This window comes from Rhodococcus sp. RD6.2 (genome assembly GCF_001040705.1).
Taxonomy (GTDB): Bacteria; Actinomycetota; Actinomycetes; order Mycobacteriales; family Mycobacteriaceae; genus Rhodococcus_G.
The window spans coordinates 497,239-513,616 of sequence record NZ_CVQP01000005.1; the positions used below are offsets into that span (position 1 = coordinate 497,239).

At 68.6% G+C, this 16,378-nt stretch carries 13 protein-coding genes; 5 read left to right on the forward strand and 8 right to left on the reverse strand.

Annotated features, from left to right (window positions below; genetic code table 11):
- Positions 1–64: 64 nt before the first annotated feature.
- The 4 genes from narI to RHCRD62_RS08810 are packed head-to-tail and all read right to left on the reverse strand — an operon-like array spanning position 65 to position 6,957.
- Positions 65–799, reverse strand: coding sequence for a respiratory nitrate reductase subunit gamma (narI, locus tag RHCRD62_RS08795; protein WP_050064289.1), 735 nt, complete (start codon positions 797–799; stop codon positions 65–67).
- Positions 796–1,566 carry a nitrate reductase molybdenum cofactor assembly chaperone gene (narJ, locus tag RHCRD62_RS08800; protein WP_050064290.1) on the reverse strand — a complete coding sequence of 257 codons (771 nt, stop codon included), beginning with the start codon at positions 1,564–1,566 and terminating at the stop codon, positions 796–798. The genes narI and narJ overlap by 4 nt, the downstream gene beginning before the upstream one ends.
- Positions 1,566–3,212 carry a nitrate reductase subunit beta gene (gene narH, locus RHCRD62_RS08805; protein WP_253277251.1) on the reverse strand — a complete coding sequence of 549 codons (1,647 nt, stop codon included), beginning with the start codon at positions 3,210–3,212 and terminating at the stop codon, positions 1,566–1,568. The genes narJ and narH overlap by 1 nt, the downstream gene beginning before the upstream one ends.
- 1 nt (position 3,213) lies before the next feature.
- Positions 3,214–6,957, reverse strand: a complete 3,744-nt coding sequence (locus RHCRD62_RS08810) for a nitrate reductase subunit alpha (RefSeq protein ID WP_050064291.1) — start codon at positions 6,955–6,957, stop codon at positions 3,214–3,216.
- Between the two features lie 89 nt (positions 6,958–7,046).
- Between RHCRD62_RS08810 and RHCRD62_RS08815 the strand changes: the two genes are divergently transcribed.
- Entirely contained in the window at positions 7,047–8,204 is a 1,158-nt protein-coding gene (locus RHCRD62_RS08815) for an RNA-guided endonuclease InsQ/TnpB family protein (protein ID WP_050064556.1), read from the forward strand.
- Between the two features lie 84 nt (positions 8,205–8,288).
- Here the strand turns inward: RHCRD62_RS08815 and RHCRD62_RS08820 are convergent, their stop codons facing one another.
- Together RHCRD62_RS08820 and nirB are read right to left on the reverse strand one after the other, a co-directional pair.
- Positions 8,289–8,612 carry a Rieske (2Fe-2S) protein gene (locus RHCRD62_RS08820; RefSeq protein ID WP_050064292.1) on the reverse strand — a complete coding sequence of 108 codons (324 nt, stop codon included), beginning with the start codon at positions 8,610–8,612 and terminating at the stop codon, positions 8,289–8,291.
- A complete protein-coding gene (gene nirB, locus RHCRD62_RS08825) occupies positions 8,609–11,107 on the reverse strand; it encodes a nitrite reductase large subunit NirB (RefSeq protein ID WP_050064293.1) in 2,499 nt (832 codons plus the stop codon). Before nirB ends, RHCRD62_RS08820 begins: the two co-directional genes overlap by 4 nt.
- A gap of 171 nt (positions 11,108–11,278) precedes the next feature.
- Between nirB and RHCRD62_RS08830 the strand changes: the two genes are divergently transcribed.
- The 3 genes from RHCRD62_RS08830 (at position 11,279) to RHCRD62_RS08840 (ending at position 13,977) form a co-directional block, all read left to right on the forward strand.
- Positions 11,279–12,526, forward strand: a complete 1,248-nt coding sequence (locus tag RHCRD62_RS08830; RefSeq protein WP_050064294.1) for an MFS transporter — start codon at positions 11,279–11,281, stop codon at positions 12,524–12,526.
- Positions 12,527–12,580: 54 nt separating this feature from the next.
- Positions 12,581–13,231 (forward strand): ArsR/SmtB family transcription factor, encoded by a 651-nt coding sequence (locus RHCRD62_RS08835; RefSeq protein ID WP_050064295.1) that lies wholly within the window; start codon positions 12,581–12,583, stop codon positions 13,229–13,231.
- 125 nt (positions 13,232–13,356) lie between these two features.
- On the forward strand, positions 13,357–13,977 hold the full coding sequence (locus tag RHCRD62_RS08840; RefSeq protein WP_157050844.1) for a hypothetical protein: 621 nt from the start codon (positions 13,357–13,359) through the stop codon (positions 13,975–13,977).
- On the opposite strand, the gene RHCRD62_RS08845 is transcribed toward RHCRD62_RS08840, so the two are convergent.
- The gene (locus tag RHCRD62_RS08845; RefSeq protein ID WP_050064296.1) at positions 13,955–14,701 is read right to left on the reverse strand and encodes a hypothetical protein; all 747 of its coding nucleotides are present in this window, start codon (positions 14,699–14,701) and stop codon (positions 13,955–13,957) included. The two genes, RHCRD62_RS08840 and RHCRD62_RS08845, sit on opposite strands and share 23 nt — an antisense overlap.
- A gap of 155 nt (positions 14,702–14,856) precedes the next feature.
- Here RHCRD62_RS08845 and RHCRD62_RS08850 point away from each other — a divergent pair, with 155 nt between their 5' ends.
- Complete coding sequence (locus tag RHCRD62_RS08850; RefSeq protein WP_050064558.1) at positions 14,857–15,228, forward strand: hypothetical protein; 372 nt, start codon at positions 14,857–14,859, stop codon at positions 15,226–15,228.
- Here the strand turns inward: RHCRD62_RS08850 and RHCRD62_RS08855 are convergent.
- Positions 15,225–16,376: an MFS transporter gene (locus RHCRD62_RS08855; RefSeq protein ID WP_050064297.1), complete on the reverse strand. Its 1,152-nt coding sequence runs from the start codon at positions 16,374–16,376 to the stop codon at positions 15,225–15,227. The genes RHCRD62_RS08850 and RHCRD62_RS08855 overlap by 4 nt on opposite strands.
- Positions 16,377–16,378 lie beyond the last annotated feature (2 nt).

A 16,378-nucleotide genomic window follows, 5' to 3' on the forward strand; every position in this document is an offset into this window, starting at 1 on the left:
ACCTCGAACGCTATCGGATGCCGTCAGCGACCGCGCTGTTTTCTACCCCGTAGACACGTCATGTTCACGCTCGCGTCCGGTTTGCCGTTTCCCAGGCGCGGTCGTACCGGTTTCCGCCCGGCCGCTTCACGTCCTTGCTGCGATAGACGACGTACGGCCTGCCGAGGTACCCGAGCGGGGCGCTGAACACGTGAACCAGGCGCGTGTACGGCCAGATCGCCAGCAGCGCGAGCACCGTGAGGCCGTGCAGCTGGAAGCTCAGCGGAACGCCCACCATCAGCTCCGGCTGCGGGCTCAGGGAGAACAGGCTGCGGAACCACGGCGAGACCGTCGAGCGGTAGTCGTAGTGACCGAGGATCACGTTCTCGCCGAGGGTGTTGAACATGCCGGTGGCGATCACCACGATGAACAGTCCGTACATGATCTTGTCGTTGACGGTGGTCACCTTGCGCACACTCACCACGGTGGTCCGGCGGTACACCAGGATCGCCAGTCCGGCCACGGTCGCGATGCCCGCCGGAACACCCATACCGACGGCAATGACGTGGTAGGCGCCCTCGGAGATGCCCAGCGCACTGGTCCAACTCGCCGGGATCAGCACGCCGCCGACGTGCCCGGCGAGAACCGCGAGGATCCCGAAGTGGAACAGCGGACTGCCCAGGCGCAGGAGCCGCGACTCGTACATCTGCGACGACCGCGTCGTCCAGCCGAACTGGTCCTTGCGGTACCGCCACACATGGCCGACGACGAACGAGGTCAGCGCGATGTACGGCAGTGTCAGCCAGAGCAGATTGCTCACCGGGTGGCTCCGATCTGGGCGGTACCGGCGACGCGGGAGGGGTCGCCGAGGCCGGGGTAGTCGTCGACGGCGGTGCCGTCTCCGTATGAACCGATGTGGGGGTGCAGCGCCGGATCGAGTGCGTAGGTGTCGAGGCCGACGGCGTCCTCGGGCGGACCCTCCGCAGCGAGCTTGACCACCTGCGCGCGATCGTCGGTGTCGAGTTCCGGCAGGGTCGAACAGACGGCGTCGATCACGCTCGCGTAGGCAGACCCGCTGTCGTGCAGTGACAGTCGGAGCACTTCGATCACGGCGCGGTGCGTGATCAGCAGGCGTCGTCCCCGGGTCGGGTCGGTGGTCGCCGCGAACTCCAGCACCACGGGCAGGAAGTCGGGGAGCTCGTGGTCGCCCAGCTCCAGGCCGGCGTTGCGGTACGCGGTCTTGAAGCGCAGCAACGCCATTCCGCGGTTCCTGGTGTCGCCGTACGCGTAGTACGACAGGTGCAGGCTCGACCGCCGTCGCAGGTCGAACGTCTCGACGTAGCGCGCGGCGAGTGCGATCGGATCCTGATCCCGCATGTGCTCGATACACGCGAGCAGGTTCGGGCCGGCCGGTTCCGGGATCGGTGCCGCAGCGGCGCGTAGATCGTCCAGCAGGTCGAGCGTGGACTGGTGCGGGTAGTCGAGGATCAGGGCCGCGACGCGCCACACCAGGCGCTGCTGGGTGTCCGTCAGTATCTCGGCCGCGGGCGCGGCGCGCTTGCTCCGGCGCAGGTTCAGCACACCCATCAGGACTCCTCCCGTGAGCCGGCCGGGACCAGCCCGTCGGTGCTGCGGCCGTCCCAGTTGAGGAGGTTGATCCGGCGTTCCTTGTTCTCCGGTGCCGCGCCGTTGGTGTCCTCCCCGACGAGGTGGAACTTGTCGGCCATCACCTCGAACGCCGTCATTCCCGCGCCGCCCGCGGTCGGCCCGCCCATGCCGGGTCCGCTGTCGTCCTCCAGGCTGCAGCCGGTGGCGAGCGCATCGAGGCGATGCGCGTCCGAGCTGGCGCCGGTGGGGATGACGTAGCGGTCCTCGTACTTCGCGAGGGCGAGCAGGCGGTACATCGCGGTCAGTTCGTCCGGTGTGAGGCGGACGGCGTCCGCCACCTCCGGCTTGATCGACTCACCGAGATTGACCTGACGCATGTGTGCGCGCATTGCCGCCAGACGTTGCAGTGACGCGCGGACCGGTCCGATCTCGCCCGCGGTGAACAACTCCGCGAGGTACTCGATCGGGATGCGCAGCGAGTCGATCGCACCGAACAGGTTGTCCGCGGACTCGCCGTCGTGACCGGTGTCGGACAGCGCCTCCACCATCGGCGACAGCGGCGGGATATACCAGACCATCGGCATCGTCCGGTACTCCGGATGCAGCGGCAACGCCACCTGGTAGTCGACGATCAGCTTGTACACGGGTGAGTTCTGTGCCGCCTCGATGAACTCCGAGGAGATGCCCGCCCGCTCGGCCTCCGCGACGACACGAGGATCGTGCGGGTTGAGGAACACACCCAGCTGCGACGGATACAGGTCCTTGTCGTCGGTGACCGACGCCGCGTCCAGCACCGCGTCGGCGTCGTAGAGCATCACACCGATGTAGCGGAGCCGACCGACGCACGTCTCCGAGCAGATCGTCGGGATGCCGACCTCGATCCGCGGGTAGCAGAACGTGCATTTCTCGGCCTTGCCGGTCTTGTGGTTGAAGTAGATCTTCTTGTACGGGCAGCCGGTGACGCACTGCCGCCAGCCGCGGCACTTGTCCTGGTCGACGAGCACGATGCCGTCCTCGGACCTCTTGTAGATCGCGCCCGACGGGCACGACGCCGCACACGCCGGATTGAGGCAGTGCTCGCAGATCCGCGGCAGGTAGAACATGAACGTCTGCTCGAACTCGAGCTTGACCTTGTCCGACACCTTCGCCAGCACGGGGTCCTTGCCGACCTGCTCCGGTCCCGACCCCAGGTCGTCGTCCCAGTTCGCACCCCACGTGACCTTGGTGTCCTCGCCCGTCAGTAGCGACTTCGGCCGCGCGACCGGGGTGGTGTCCATCGGCGCCGACGCGAGCAGGTTGTCGTAGTCGTACGTCCACGGCTCGTAGTAGTCGTTGATCGTGGGCAGGTCCGGGTTCGCGAAGATGTTCAGCAGCCGCTTCACACGCGAGCCGGACTTGAGGGTGAGCTTGCCGCGCTTGTTCAGCGTCCAACCGCCCTTCCACTTCTCCTGGTCCTGGTACTGCCGCGGATAGCCTTGTCCGGGACGGGTTTCCACGTTGTTGAACCACGCGTACTCGACGCCGCCACGGTTGGTCCACGCCTGCTTGCAGGTGACGCTGCACGTGTGGCAGCCGATGCACTTGTCCAGGTTCATGACCATGGCCATCTGTGCCATGACTCTCATGTCAGTACGTCACTTCCTGGTCGCGGCGACGAATCGTGGTGACCTCGTCGCGCTGGTTTCCGGTGGGGCCGTGGTAGTTCAGGGCGAAGGACTGCTGCGCGTAACCGCCGATCAGGTGCGACGGCTTGATCATCACGCGGGTCAGCGCGTTGTGGATGCCGCCGCGTTTGCCGGTGCGCTCGGTTCGCGGTACGTCCACCGCGCGGTCCTGGGCGTGGTACATGAACACCGTGCCCTCGGGCATCCGGTGGCTCACGATCGCGCGCGCCACGACGATGCCGTTGCGGTTCGTCGCCTCGATCCAGTCGTTGTCCGCGACACCGATCTTCACGGCGTCCACGTCGGACATCCAGATCGTCTGACCGCCGCGCGAGAGGGTCAGCATGTGCAGGTTGTCCTGGTACGCCGAGTGGATCGACCACTTGCTGTGCGGGGTCAGATAGCGGACCGTGACACTGCCGCCGACGCCGTTGCCGTGGGTCTCACCGACCGCGGGCTCCGCGAACAACGCCGTCATGTCGAGCGGTGGCCGGAATATCGGCAACTGTTCACCGAGTTCGGACATCCAGTCGTGGTCGAGGTAGAAGTGCTGGCGACCGGTCAGCGTGTGCCAGGGCTTGAGACGCTCGGTGTTGATGGTGAACGGCGAGTAGCGACGGCCACCGGTCTCGCTGCCCGACCACTCGGGCGAGGTGATGACGGGAACGGGCCGAGCCTGCGTGTCGGAGAACCGGATCCGGGTGCCCTCGTTCTCGGCGGCCAGGTCGACCAGCTGTGTTCCGGTGCGTTCCTGCAGGTGCTCGAATCCCTGCGTGGCCAGGCGGCCGTTCGTGGTGCCCGACAATGCGAGGATCGCCTCCGCGGCGTGCTTGTCCTTGGCCAGTGACGGGCGTCCCGCGGCGGGTCCGGTGGCCACGGCACCGTTGACGGAGCGCAGATAGCCGACTTCTTCGGTCGGAAACGTCGTGACGCCCTTCGTCGTCAGACCGAGCTCCTCCACGAGCGGGCCGAGTGCCCCCATCTTCTCGGCGATGGTCGTGTAGTCGCGTTCGACGACCACCAGCTTCGGCATCGTCTTGCCCGGGATCGGCTCGCACTCACCGCGTTTCCAGTCGAGGACCCTGCCGCCCGGCTGCGCGGTGGCATCGACGGTGTCGTGCAACAGCGGGACCGCGACGATGTCCTTGCGGGTGCCGAGGTGCTTCTCGGCGAGCCAACTGAAACCGCGGGCGATGCGGTGGAACGCGTCGAAGTCGGTCTTCGACTCCCACGGCGGGGAGATCGCGGGCGAGAACGCGTGCACGAACGGATGCATGTCCGTGCTCGACAGGTCGTGCTTCTCGTACCAGGTCGCCGCAGGCAGCACCACGTCCGAGAACAGGGTGGTACTGGTCATGCGGAAGTCCAGCGTGGTCAGCAGGTCCAACTTTCCTGCGGGTGCCTTGTCCCGCCAGATCAGTTCCTCCGGCCGGATCCCGGTCGAGTCCGACGCCCGCAGGTTCGATCCCGCCCCCAGCAGGTGCTCGAGGAAGTACTCGTTGCCCTTCGCCGACGAACCGAGCAGGTTCGACCGCCACACGATCAGGGTTCGGGGGAAGTTCTCCGGCGCGTCGGGGTCCTCGACCGCGAACTGCAGGTGGCCCGACTTCAGGCCGTCGACGACGTGGTCGGCCGGATTCTTCCCGAGTCGCTCCGCCTCGTCCGCGAGATCGAGTGGGTTGCGGTTGAACGTCGGGTAACTCGGCATCCACCCCAGCCGGGACGCGAGCGCGATGTTGTCTGCGGCGGTGCGTCCCGCGAACGCTCCGGACGCCAGCGGCGACGCCATCGCCTCCGAGGTGAACGGGTCGTACCGCCACTGGTCGGTCGCGAGGTACCAGAACACGGTGCCCTGCATCTGCCGGGCCGGCCTGGCCCAGTCGGAGCCGAACGCGAGGGTCGACCACCCCGTGACGGGCCGGCACTTCTCCTGCCCGACGTAGTGCGCCCAGCCGCCGCCGTTGACACCCTGGCAGCCGGTGAGCAGCGTCAACGTCAGGAACGACCGATAGATCTGGTCGGAGTGGAACCAGTGGTTGGTGCCCGCGCCCATCAGGATCATGGACCGGCCGCCGGAACGATCGGCATTGTCGGCGAACTCGCGCGCCACCCGCGCCGCGGAGGCGGCGGGGACACCCGTGATGCCCTCCTGCCACGCCGGGGTGTACGGCTCGTCGGCGTCGTCGTAGCCCGTCGGCCAGGTGCCGGGCAGTCCGTCTCGCACGACGCCGTACTGGGCGAGCATGAGGTCGAAGACCGTCGTGACGAGGCGTCCCGCAACGGTTCTCACGGGCACCCCACGATGCAGGACACCGGGCGTGGCGGTGTCGTAGCGGGGCAGGTCGACCACGACATGCAGCGGAGCGGAACTGGCGGCCTGCCGGTCCGTGACGGCGTCGACGTCCGCGCCGTGCAGGCTCAGGGCCGGTTCGACGCCCTCCAGGTCGAGATTCCACTTGCCCTTGCCGGACTCGGTGAAGCGGTCGCCGAGCGACCCGTTCGGGACGACCGGTTCGCCGGTCGCGGAGTCGAGCAGGACCGTCTTGTGAACGGCGCCCTCACCGGTGTCGCCGAGGTCGGCGGCCGTGAGGAACTTGCCCGGCAGGTACGTCGGGCCGTGGCCGTTGGTCGTCGCGTCGACAGGCCGCGGCTCGAGTGTCACCAGGTACGGCAGGTCGGTGAACTTCGAGACGTAGTCGACGAAACGCGGAACTTGCTTCTTCACGAAGAACTCGGTGAGGATCACGTGACCCATCGCCATGGCGAGCGCGCCGTCGGTGCCGGGGCGCGCGGGCAACCACTGGTCGGCGAACTTGGTGTTGTCCGCATAGTCGGGGGAGACCACGACGACCTTCTGGCCGCGGTAGCGGGCCTCGGTCATGTAGTGCGCGTCCGGGGTACGCGTCACCGGGACGTTGGAACCCCACATGATCAGGTAACCGGCGTCGAACCAGTCCGCGGACTCGGGGACGTCGGTCTGGTCGCCGAACACCTGCGGCGACGCCTCGGGCAGGTCGGCGTACCAGTCGTAGAACGAGAGCATCGCGCCGCCGATGAGCGAGATGAACCGGGCGCCGATCGCGTGGCTGACCATCGACATCGCCGGGATCGGCGAGAACCCGGCGACACGGTCCGGGCCGTACCGCTTGATGGTGTGCACGTGTGCGGCCGCGACGATCTCGGCGGCCTCCCACCACTCGGCGCGGACGAAGCCGCCCTTGCCGCGGGCCGCCTTGTACGTCTTCGACTTCTCCGGATCGTCGGCGATGTCCGCCCACGCGAGCACGGGATCCTTGAGCCGGGCCTTGGCCTCGCGGTACATCTCGAGCAGCACCCCGCGGACGTACGGGTAGCGCACCCGCGACGGCGAATACGTGTACCAGGAGAAGGAGGCGCCACGCGGGCAGCCACGCGGTTCGTACTCCGGCTTGTCCGGACCGATCGACGGGTAATCCGTCTGCTGCGCTTCCCAGGTGATCACGCCGTCCTTGACGTAGATCTTCCACGAGCACGAACCCGTGCAGTTCACCCCGTGGGTGGACCGCACGACCTTGTCGTACGACATCCGATCGCGGTAGAAGTCGTCGGACGTGCGGCCGCCGATCTGGTACAGGGTGCGCATGTCGGCGGACGGCTCGCCGCGCTGGAAGTGCTTGCCGAAGCGGAGCAGCGCGTCTGCGTCCAGCTTGCCGGTGGTCGGGGTCATCGGGTGTTTGGCGCGGATACTCCCTCGTTCGCGAGGGAGAGGAAGCGCCATCCTCCTGTCTGTCGGTGGTCTCGGTTACGTTGCCGTGCATGGGGGAAGATGTCGTTCGGTACACGTTCCGGTTGCGGCCCGGCGCGTGCGCGGAGCGGGCGTTGGTCGCGGAGTGGGATCGGTGCCGATTCCTGTGGAACGAGGCTGTCCACCAACAGAAGTCGGGCGCTCGGCCGACGTTCGGAAGCCTGTCTCGACTGTTGACCGACGCGCGATCGCGCAACACGTGGTTGCGGGAGGGTTCGCAGGTCGCGAAGCAACAAACCCTGCGGACATACGCTCAGTCGCTGGCGCAGTCGTTCACGGTGAAGGGCCAGGGCCGTCCGAAGTTCAAGGCCCGAAAGGCCACGTTGCCCACGCTGGAGTTCACGCGTCGTGGATTCCGGATCCACGACGGCCGGTTGGCGCTGCCCAAGGGGATCAGTATCCCGGTGGTGTGGTCGCGGGAGTTGCCGTCGGAGCCGTCGAGTGTCCGGGTCATCCGTGATTCGTTGGGGCATTGGTACGCCTCGTTCGTCGTCCGCCGTGAGGCGGTACCGGTTCCGGAGGCTGCGGGTGGGATCGGTGTCGACTGGGGTGTGACGACCACGGCCACCACCACCGACGCAGCCTTCGATATGCCGTATCTGGGGCACCGGAAGCGGTGTGCGGCGGAGTTGGCGAAGGCGCAGCGGACGATGGCGCGCCGCCACAGTGGCAAACAGAGTCCGCAGTCGAACGGGTACGAGCGTGCGAAGAGGCAGGCCGCGAGGTTGCAGAAGAAGGCGGCCCGTCAGACCGCACACGATTCGCCGGTGTGGGCGAAACGCGTCGTCGACAGTCACGAGTTGATCGCGGTGGAGGATTTCACGCCGAGATTCCTGGCAAAGTCGACGATGGCGCGTAAGGCCGCCGATGCTGCGATCGGCGGCGCGAAGCGGGAGCTTGTCGAGCGTGGTGTGCGGGCCGGCCGGAGGGTGGTGTTGGTGCGGCCCGCGTACACGAGCATGACGTGTTCGAGGTGTTTCGCGAGAGCCAAGCAGCGCCTCGGGCTCGGTGAACGAGTCTTCCGATGCTGGTCCTGTGGTCATACGGAGGGTCGGGATCGGAACGCTGCCGGGGTGGTCCTGGCTGTGGCAGAGCGCGGCCGCACACGTGTTGACGATGTCAGTCAATCTGTTCACCTCCCTCGAGGGGTTGGTCGGGTTGCGGTCTGAGCGTGGAATCTCCTGCCTTCGGGTAAGGGAAGCGTTAAGAATGCCTCTCGAAGACGTTGTGCGACAGAGTGAGTCGGGATTCGGTCAGAACTGGACGATCACCGTCCCGTCGCTGACGTGCGCCGGGTACACCCGCACCGCAGCGACCGTCTCGGTGGTGCACACGCCGGTGTCGAACCGGAACGCGTACTGGTGCAGTGGGCAGGTCACCACGGACCCGTCGATCTGACCGTCGGCGAGCGGACCCGCCTTGTGCGGGCACACCGCGTCCATCGCCCGGACAGTCCCGTCCGCGAGCAGGAACACAGCGATCTGGGTGCCGTCGATCACGTAGGTGCGGCCCTCACCGGGTGTCAGGTCGGAGACCGACCCCACCGTCACCTGACGGTGGTCCGTCGTCGCCGTCATCGGACCGGCACCTGGGGGAGGGGAAGCAGCGGCAGCGACGGCGCGAACTGCGCCGGTGACTTCGGCGCCGTGCGTTCCTTCCACGGGTCGCGGTAGCCGGCGACCGCGGTCGCCATCCGCTCGTCCAGTCCGGCCACGATGCCCTCCTCGTCTCGAACCAACAGCGCCTGCAACCGCTCCAGGCCGACCCTCGGCACCCAGTCGTAGGTGCGTTCGAGCCACTTCGCTTCTTCGCGGTAGTGCTGGATGAACCGTCCGGCCAGGTCGATCACCTCCTCACCCGACTCGACGGTGGCGAGCAGGTCGCCCTTCCGGATGTGCGCGCCGGCGGCGCCCCCGACGTAGATCTCCCAACGCCCGTCGCCGACCGCGACCACACCGAAGTCCTTGCACAGTGCCTCCGAACAGTTCCGGGGGCACCCCGCGACGGCGAGCTTGAGCTTCGCGGGGGTTTCGAGGCCCTGGAACCGCTCCTCGAGGGCGATGCCGAGGTTCGTGGAGTCACCGAGTCCGAAGCGGCAGAAGTCGCTTCCCACACACGTTTTCACCGTGCGCATGCTCTTGCCGTAGGCGTAGCCCGACGGCATGTCCAGGTCACCCCACATCTTCGGCAGGTCTTCCTTCTTGATGCCGAGCAGGTCGATGCGCTGCCCGCCGGTGACCTTCACGAGCGGGACCGCGTACTTGTCGGCGACATCGGCGATGCGGCGCAGCTGATCCGGTGTGGTGACGCCGCCCTTCATCTGCGGGACCACCGAGAACGTGCCGTCGCGCTGGATGTTCGCGTGGACGCGGTCGTTGATGAAGAGGGCTCCGCGCTCGTCGACCCAGTCCGGGCCCCACACGGTGCGCAGCAGCGAGGCCAGCGGCATCTTCGCGGGTGCCTGCTCGAGGCCGTCCGTGGCGAGCTCGGCGAACACCTGTGACACCGCCCGCAGATCGCGCTCCCGGATGGCGGCGACGAGCTCGGACTTCGTCATCGGGATGCACGGCACGTACCAGTCGGCCGCCGGATCCGCGGCCAACGAGCCGCCCGCGGCGTGGGCGACGATGTCGGTGACGAGTCCCTTGCAGGAGCCGCACCCCTTGCCTGCGCGGGTCTTCGCGCACACCTCCGTCAGCGTCGCGGCGCCGCCGTGCACGCACGCGACCAGGTCGCGCTTCGTGACGCCGTTGCAGTTGCAGACCTGCGTGTCGTCGGGCAGGTCCGCTACCGACGCGGTATCCGCGGCACCGGCCAGGTCGAACAGCAACGACATGCGGTCCTCGGGGAGTTCGACCTTGCCGTCGAACACCTGCGTCAGCAGGGATGCCTTGCCGATCTCGCCCATCAGCGTCGCACCGACCAGCTTGCCGTCCCGCACGACGATGTTCTTGTAGACCCCGGTTCGGGAATCGTAGAACTGGATGAACTCGTCGGTCTCCAATTCCGGGCTCTTGACGCCCATCGCCGCCACGTCGAGCCCCGCGACCTTGAGCTTCGTCGTCGACGACGAACCCTGGTACGCGGCAGCGGGATTCGATCCCGTCAGGTGCTCGGCGAGGACCACCGACTGCTCCCACACCGGCGCGACCAGCCCGTACAACTCGCCGCGGTGCTGGGCACATTCGCCGACCGCGTAGACCGAACCCTCGTCCTCGCACCGCATCTGGTCGTCGACGACGATGCCCCGCTCGACGACCAGGCCGCCCGCGCGCGCCAGTTCGGCGTTGGGGCGGATGCCCGCGGTGACGACGACCATGTCGGCGGGCAGGCTGCTGCCGTCGTTGAACGCGACACCGGTGACGTTCCCGCTGTCGTCGCGCAGCACCGCCGTGGTGCGCATCGCGGTGTGGACGCCGACCCCGAGCGCCTCGATCTTCGCGCGCAGCACCTGGCCGCCGCGCTCGTCGAGCTGCTGGTTCATCAGGTGTCCGGGGGAGTGCACGACGTTGACCGTCAGACCCTGCGTGCGGAGCCCGTACGCGGCCTCGAGGCCCAGCAGTCCGCCGCCGATCACGACCGCGGAGACGCCGTCCCGGGACTGCGCCATCTGCAGCATGCCGTTGGTGTCGGCGATGGTGCGGAAACCGAAGACGCCACGGCCGAGCCTGCCGTCCGCCTCGCGCAGGCCGTCCATGTTGGGGAAGAAGGTGTTCGAGCCGGTCGCGACGACGAGGACGTCGTAGTCGACGACCCGGTCGCTCTCGCAGGTGATGGTCTTCGCGAACCGGTCGAGGGTGACGGCGCGGTCGCCCGCGTAGAGCGTCACGCCGTTCTCGCGGTACCAGCTCATCGGGTTGAGGATGATGTCGTCGTCGTCCGCGGTCGCCTCACCGGACAGGACGTGGGAGAGCATGATGCGGTTGTAGTTGCCGTACGGCTCGTCGCCGATCATCGTGACGTCGAACATGTCCCGACCGCCGCGCGCGAGAATCTCTTCGACGGTGCGGGCGCCTGCCATGCCGTTGCCGACGACCAGCAGTCGCCTCTTCGCCTCACCTGTGCTCGCCATGCGTCGAGGGTGCGGGCATCGGGTGACGCAATCGCTGCCGGGACGTTACGCGGCAATCAGGAAGTGCTCACCGAGTCGCGGGTCCGGTTGTAAGGCTTTCCGTCGACTTCCGCTACTATTCCATGAAGTTATGGAATAGCGAGGCAGTCGGAGGGGACGGGGAGGTCGGCCATGGTCGCGAGCGGTGAATCAGAGGTCGGCACTCCCGTAATCGACGACACAGAACGCCGCCGGGTGCAGCGGCGCACGCTGACGGTCGTCGTCGCCAGCCAGATCCTCGGTGGCGCCGGCCTGGCGGCCGGGATCACGGTCGGAGCGCTCCTCGCCAAGGACATGCTCGGCACCGACGGACTCGCGGGCGTGCCGACGGCGCTGTTCACACTCGGGTCGGCACTGGCGGCGTTTCTCGTCGGCCGGATCACCGCGGGTCGCGGCAGGCGGACGGGCCTGGCCCTCGGATTCGGGGCGGGCGGTGTCGGCGCCATCGGTGTGGTCGTCGCGGCCGCAACAGACAGTGTGCCCCTGCTACTCGTGTCCCTGTTCGTCTACGGCGCAGGCACCGCGACGAATCTGCAGGCGCGGTATGCGGGAACGGATCTCGCGCCCGCCGCGGGGCGCGGGACGGCCGTCAGCGTCGCGATGGTGGCGACCACCCTCGGGGCGGTCGCGGGGCCGAACCTCGTCGAGCCGCTCGGAGAGTGGGCGGTCCAGCTCGGGTTGCCCGCGCTGTCGGGGCCGTTCCTGCTGGCCGCGGCGGCGTACCTCGCGGCGGGGACGGTCCTCTTCGCCCTGCTGCGGCCTGACCCGTACCTCCTTGCCCGACGCCTGGAGTCCGCCGAGTACACGGCCGTTGCGACGGACGCGGCGCCGCCGCCCGGTGTGGGTGCCTACGTCGGCGCCGCCGTCATGGTTCTGACCCAGATCGCCATGGTGGCGATCATGACGATGACCCCGGTCCACATGCGTGCGCACGGCCACGGGCTGGGGGAGATCGGGTTGGTGATCGGTGTCCACGTCGGCGCCATGTATCTGCCGTCCCTGGTGACCGGTGTCCTCGTCGACAAGGTCGGCCGGCTGCCGATGGCCGCCGCGGCGGGTGTCACTCTCCTGCTCGCCGGGGTCACCGCCGCGGTTGCCCCCGCAGATTCGCTCACCCTCCTGATCGTGGCACTCGCGTTGCTGGGGCTCGGCTGGAACTTCGGTCTGATCTCGGGAACTGCATTGGTCGTCGACGCCACGGTCCCGCTGAACCGGCCCCGGACGCAGGGCTCCATCGACGTCCTGATTGCCCTCGCCGGAGCGGGTGGCGGCGCGCTGTCCGGTGTCGTGATGTCGGCAACCGACTACGCGACCCTGGCTCTCGGCGGTGGTGTCCTGGCGCTACTGCTGGTGCCGGTCCTGTTCCGGGCTCGCCGCTGACGGGTAGCGCGGCCTCGATTCTCACGAGCTGATCGAACACGGGAGGTGGGTGGCATGTCGGGTACGCGAGCGGAGCTCTACGACCAGATCGCACGGGTCGGCAAGGCGGTCGGTCACGGTGGCAGGCTGCGCATCCTGGACGTGCTCGCGCAGAGCGAGCGCACGGTCGATGCCATCGCCACCGCGACCGAGATGAACGTGACGACTGCATCGGCGAACCTGCAGGCTCTCAAGGCGAGCGGCCTCGTCGTCGCTCGGCGGGACGGCACCCGCCAGATCTACAGCCTGGCGGGGCCGGACGTCGCGCGGTTGCTGGTCCTCGTCCAGGACGTCGCCCGGGCACATCTCGCCGAGGTCGCCGCGTCTGCCGCGGCGGTGCTGGGATCGCCAGACGACGCCATCACGCGCGAGGAGCTGATTCGGCGCCGCGATGCCGGCGAGATCACCCTCCTGGACGTGCGGCCCAGTGAGGAGTTCGCCGCGGGCCACATTCCGGGCTCGATCAACGTCCCGCTCGCCGATCTGGCACGTCGCCTCGGCGAACTGCCCGCCGGCCGTGATGTCGTCGCGTACTGCCGTGGTGCCTACTGCGTGATGGCACCCGATGCGGTCCGCATCGCCCGCGAGGCGGGGATGTGCATCACCCGCCTCGACGGCGGCATGCTCGAGTGGCGGCTGGCGGGGCTGCCCGTCGCGGGCTCGTAGCCTGCGCGGCATTCCGTGGGGAGGCCGTCGTGCTGCCCGCTCGTAACGGGCAGCACGAAAAAACCGACTTCCGGGTATGTCACCCTCGTATGCGTTCCGACAGTCCGGGCCGGTCGGCGGATCCGATGCCTGATGAGGTGAGGATCCCCACGCAGCGACTCCGGGGCGGTCTGCGGCCGGTGGTCCTCGGGGTGGCGGCACTTGTCGTCGCCGGATCCGCTGCCGTCACCATGCCGGGCACGGCGTGTGCCTGTTCGTGCGCGGTCTCCGCGACGCCGGAAGAGGCCGTCTCCGACGCGTCGGGGGTGTTCGTGGGGCGCGCCACCGACAAGGTCTCCACCGGCTTCACCGACATCTACGAGTTCGAGGTCTCGGAGGTGTTCAAGGGTGACGTCGGCGCAACGACGACGGTCGGCACCTTGGCCAACGGCAACGGCTGCGGAACCCGCTACGAAGTGGGGCAGGAGTACCTCCTGTTCGTCTCGAGGCCGTACGACGTCGATGCTGCATGGGAGGGCTACGTCTGCGGGCCGAGCGGTGGGGGAGATGTCGACGTCCGAGCGGTGACCGAGCAGGTGTACGGGCCTCCGCGGGAGCCGTCGGCGTCGGCGGCAGGCATCAGCGCATGGACGCGGTTGACTGCCGGACCGGGCGTGCCACTCGTCGTCGGTGGGGTGGTCGCGCTCCTCGCGGTCTGGTGGGGCGGTACCGCGATCCGGCGGTTCACCCGCGACGATCGCTCGTGACCACCGTGCGATGCTTCGTCGGGTCGAAGGTCTCGAACTCGGCGTTGCCGACGGCGAACAGGCCACGTTGGGGTAGCCAGAAGTCGCCGAGGCGATCCTGACGCGGCAGCGGGCCAGGGTCGCCCAGGTCGGAGCCGTGCAGGCGAGCACTGCTCGCGGTGACCGCCCACAGCCGTTGCGGTGCAAGTCCGAACCGCTGGCCGTTGGGGACCGAGCCGCACAGTCCGATACGGCCAGTGCGCATCAGCGGTCGTGCCGTGTGTTCCATCGCCTTGAGGAACGCCTGACTGCGCCACGCGGAGACGGGAAGTCGGCGCCCGATCGCCGACATCGTCGCCGTCGCGGGGGTCGACGCGAGTTCGAGTCGCCAGTCGAGGACATCGGGGATCGTGACCCTGAGTTCGTACGGCCCGACCCAGTCGAGGTCGATGTTCGCGTGAACGGTGTGGGTGGTGGGGGAGTCGGCGAAGTAGCGCGGACAGCTCTGCTCCGGCTCGTTGCCGGAGTAGAACGACCACGCACCGCCGGGGTCGCGATGCCACACGGTCCGATATCCCGGACCGATCGTGGTTGCGACGTAGTGACGGAGTGCGAGGTAGTGGCCGTTGCGGAAGGGCAAGCCCATCACGCCGTAGCCGACGAAGCGTTCGTCGGACCCGGGCCACGGCGCGGCGTCGCGAACGGTGGCGAGGGCGGCCTCTCGGGGAGTCTGGTGGCTGGTCATGACTGAAATCCTCGGCCGATCGCAGTCCAGGGGCATGGGGCATCTGCCCCAACTTCGTCGATCGACCGAGCGCCGCGGTCGTGATTCACGGCCAGGAGTCACAGATGCGTGCGATGCTGGATGTGTTCCGGGGTCGAGGTCACTGGGGAGGAAAAGTGCAGGCACGTCGCGCGGTAGCGGGGTTTGCGGCGACCGGACTTGTTCTCGCGGTCTTGGGGTGCAGCAGTGCCGGTGGCGCTGTCGCGGGGTCCGGCATCACCCCGGCCGCCGAGCGCTCACCCCTTCCCGTACGGGTGCTCGTACAACGACCCGGGCTGATCGACATGGACATCTCGGCTGTCGACGTGCCCGTGTGGCAGGGACCGGACCCATCCGAGTTTCTCGCTCCGAGCCCACCGTCGGGGGAAAGTGGTGTGATCACCGGCGACCGGGCCGGGGTCGTCCACCTCGCGTCACTCGACAATCCGAGAGCGCTCTGGAATGTGGGCGGCACCGTGCAGTGGCTGGTCGTCGAGGTTCCTGCTTAGGGTTCGGCCGCTGTCACTCGGGACGGGCGGGGCTTCGGCATGAGCAGCGGCGCCGCGACCGCGAGCATGGCGGTCGGTAGCACGAATGCCGCAACCGGATTGACGGAGTACAGCGGAGTCAGGGCGAGGGGCGCGAGCGCGGCACCCCCGAACCGCATCGCCTGCACCACCGACACCGCACCGCCGCGGTTGGCGCCCTCGGACCCGAGGATCGCGGAGTTGACGCCGACGAGCACGAACTGCCCCGCCACCCCGGACAGCGCCCACGTCACCGCGACCGCACCGACCGTCCCGAGTGCACCGGTCGCGGCGACGAGCACCGCGCCGCCGACCGCGCCCGTGATGACGGCGGCCCGCGCACCCCACCGGTCGATCGCGACCCCGACGGGGCGGGCGGCGAGGATCCCGGCGAGACCGAAACCGGTGAGCAGCAGTCCGCGGTGCGCCGAGTCGAGGCCGAGAGCATCCTCGGCGCGGAAGGCCACCAGGAAGCCGAGGCCGCCGAGCGCGCCCCACCCGAGCAGCGCCACGAGCCCGATCCGCAGGACCGAGGGGTCGAGGGCGTCCCGCAGTCGCGCGGGTGCGCCTGCCTGCGTGACCGCCGTCGTCCGGGGCAGCCCGACCGCGCCGAGGCACAGTGCCACCGCGGCGATCACCGCGAACGCGAGACGCCAGTTCACCTCCGCGGCGACGCCGCCGACGAGCGGCGCGCTGGTCTGCCCGGCGGCCTGCAGTGCACCGAACACGCCGAGCGCGCGCCCGAGCCGCGCCTTCGGGGTCACGGCGGCGAGCGCCGCCAGCAGCAGCGGCGTCGTGAACGCGTTCGCGCAGCCCTGCAGGACGCGGCTGACCTGGAACAGGGCGAACGTCGGCGCCAGCACGGACAGCGCCGCCGCGGCGGCATACACGCCGTAGGCGACGCGCACCGTCCGCAGGCCACCCCAGCGCGAACCGTATGTCCCCGACACCAGCATCAGCGCCGCGAACGGCAGCAGATACGCGGTGAGCGACGCCGCCGCCTGCTCAGGGCTCACCCCGAACGAGTCGCCGAGCTCCGGGAGCATCGACGAAACGACGCCACCGCCGAAGGGGCCGAGGAATCCACCCGCGTACAGCGCGCCGCGCTGGAACCGGTCACGCGTGGGCACAG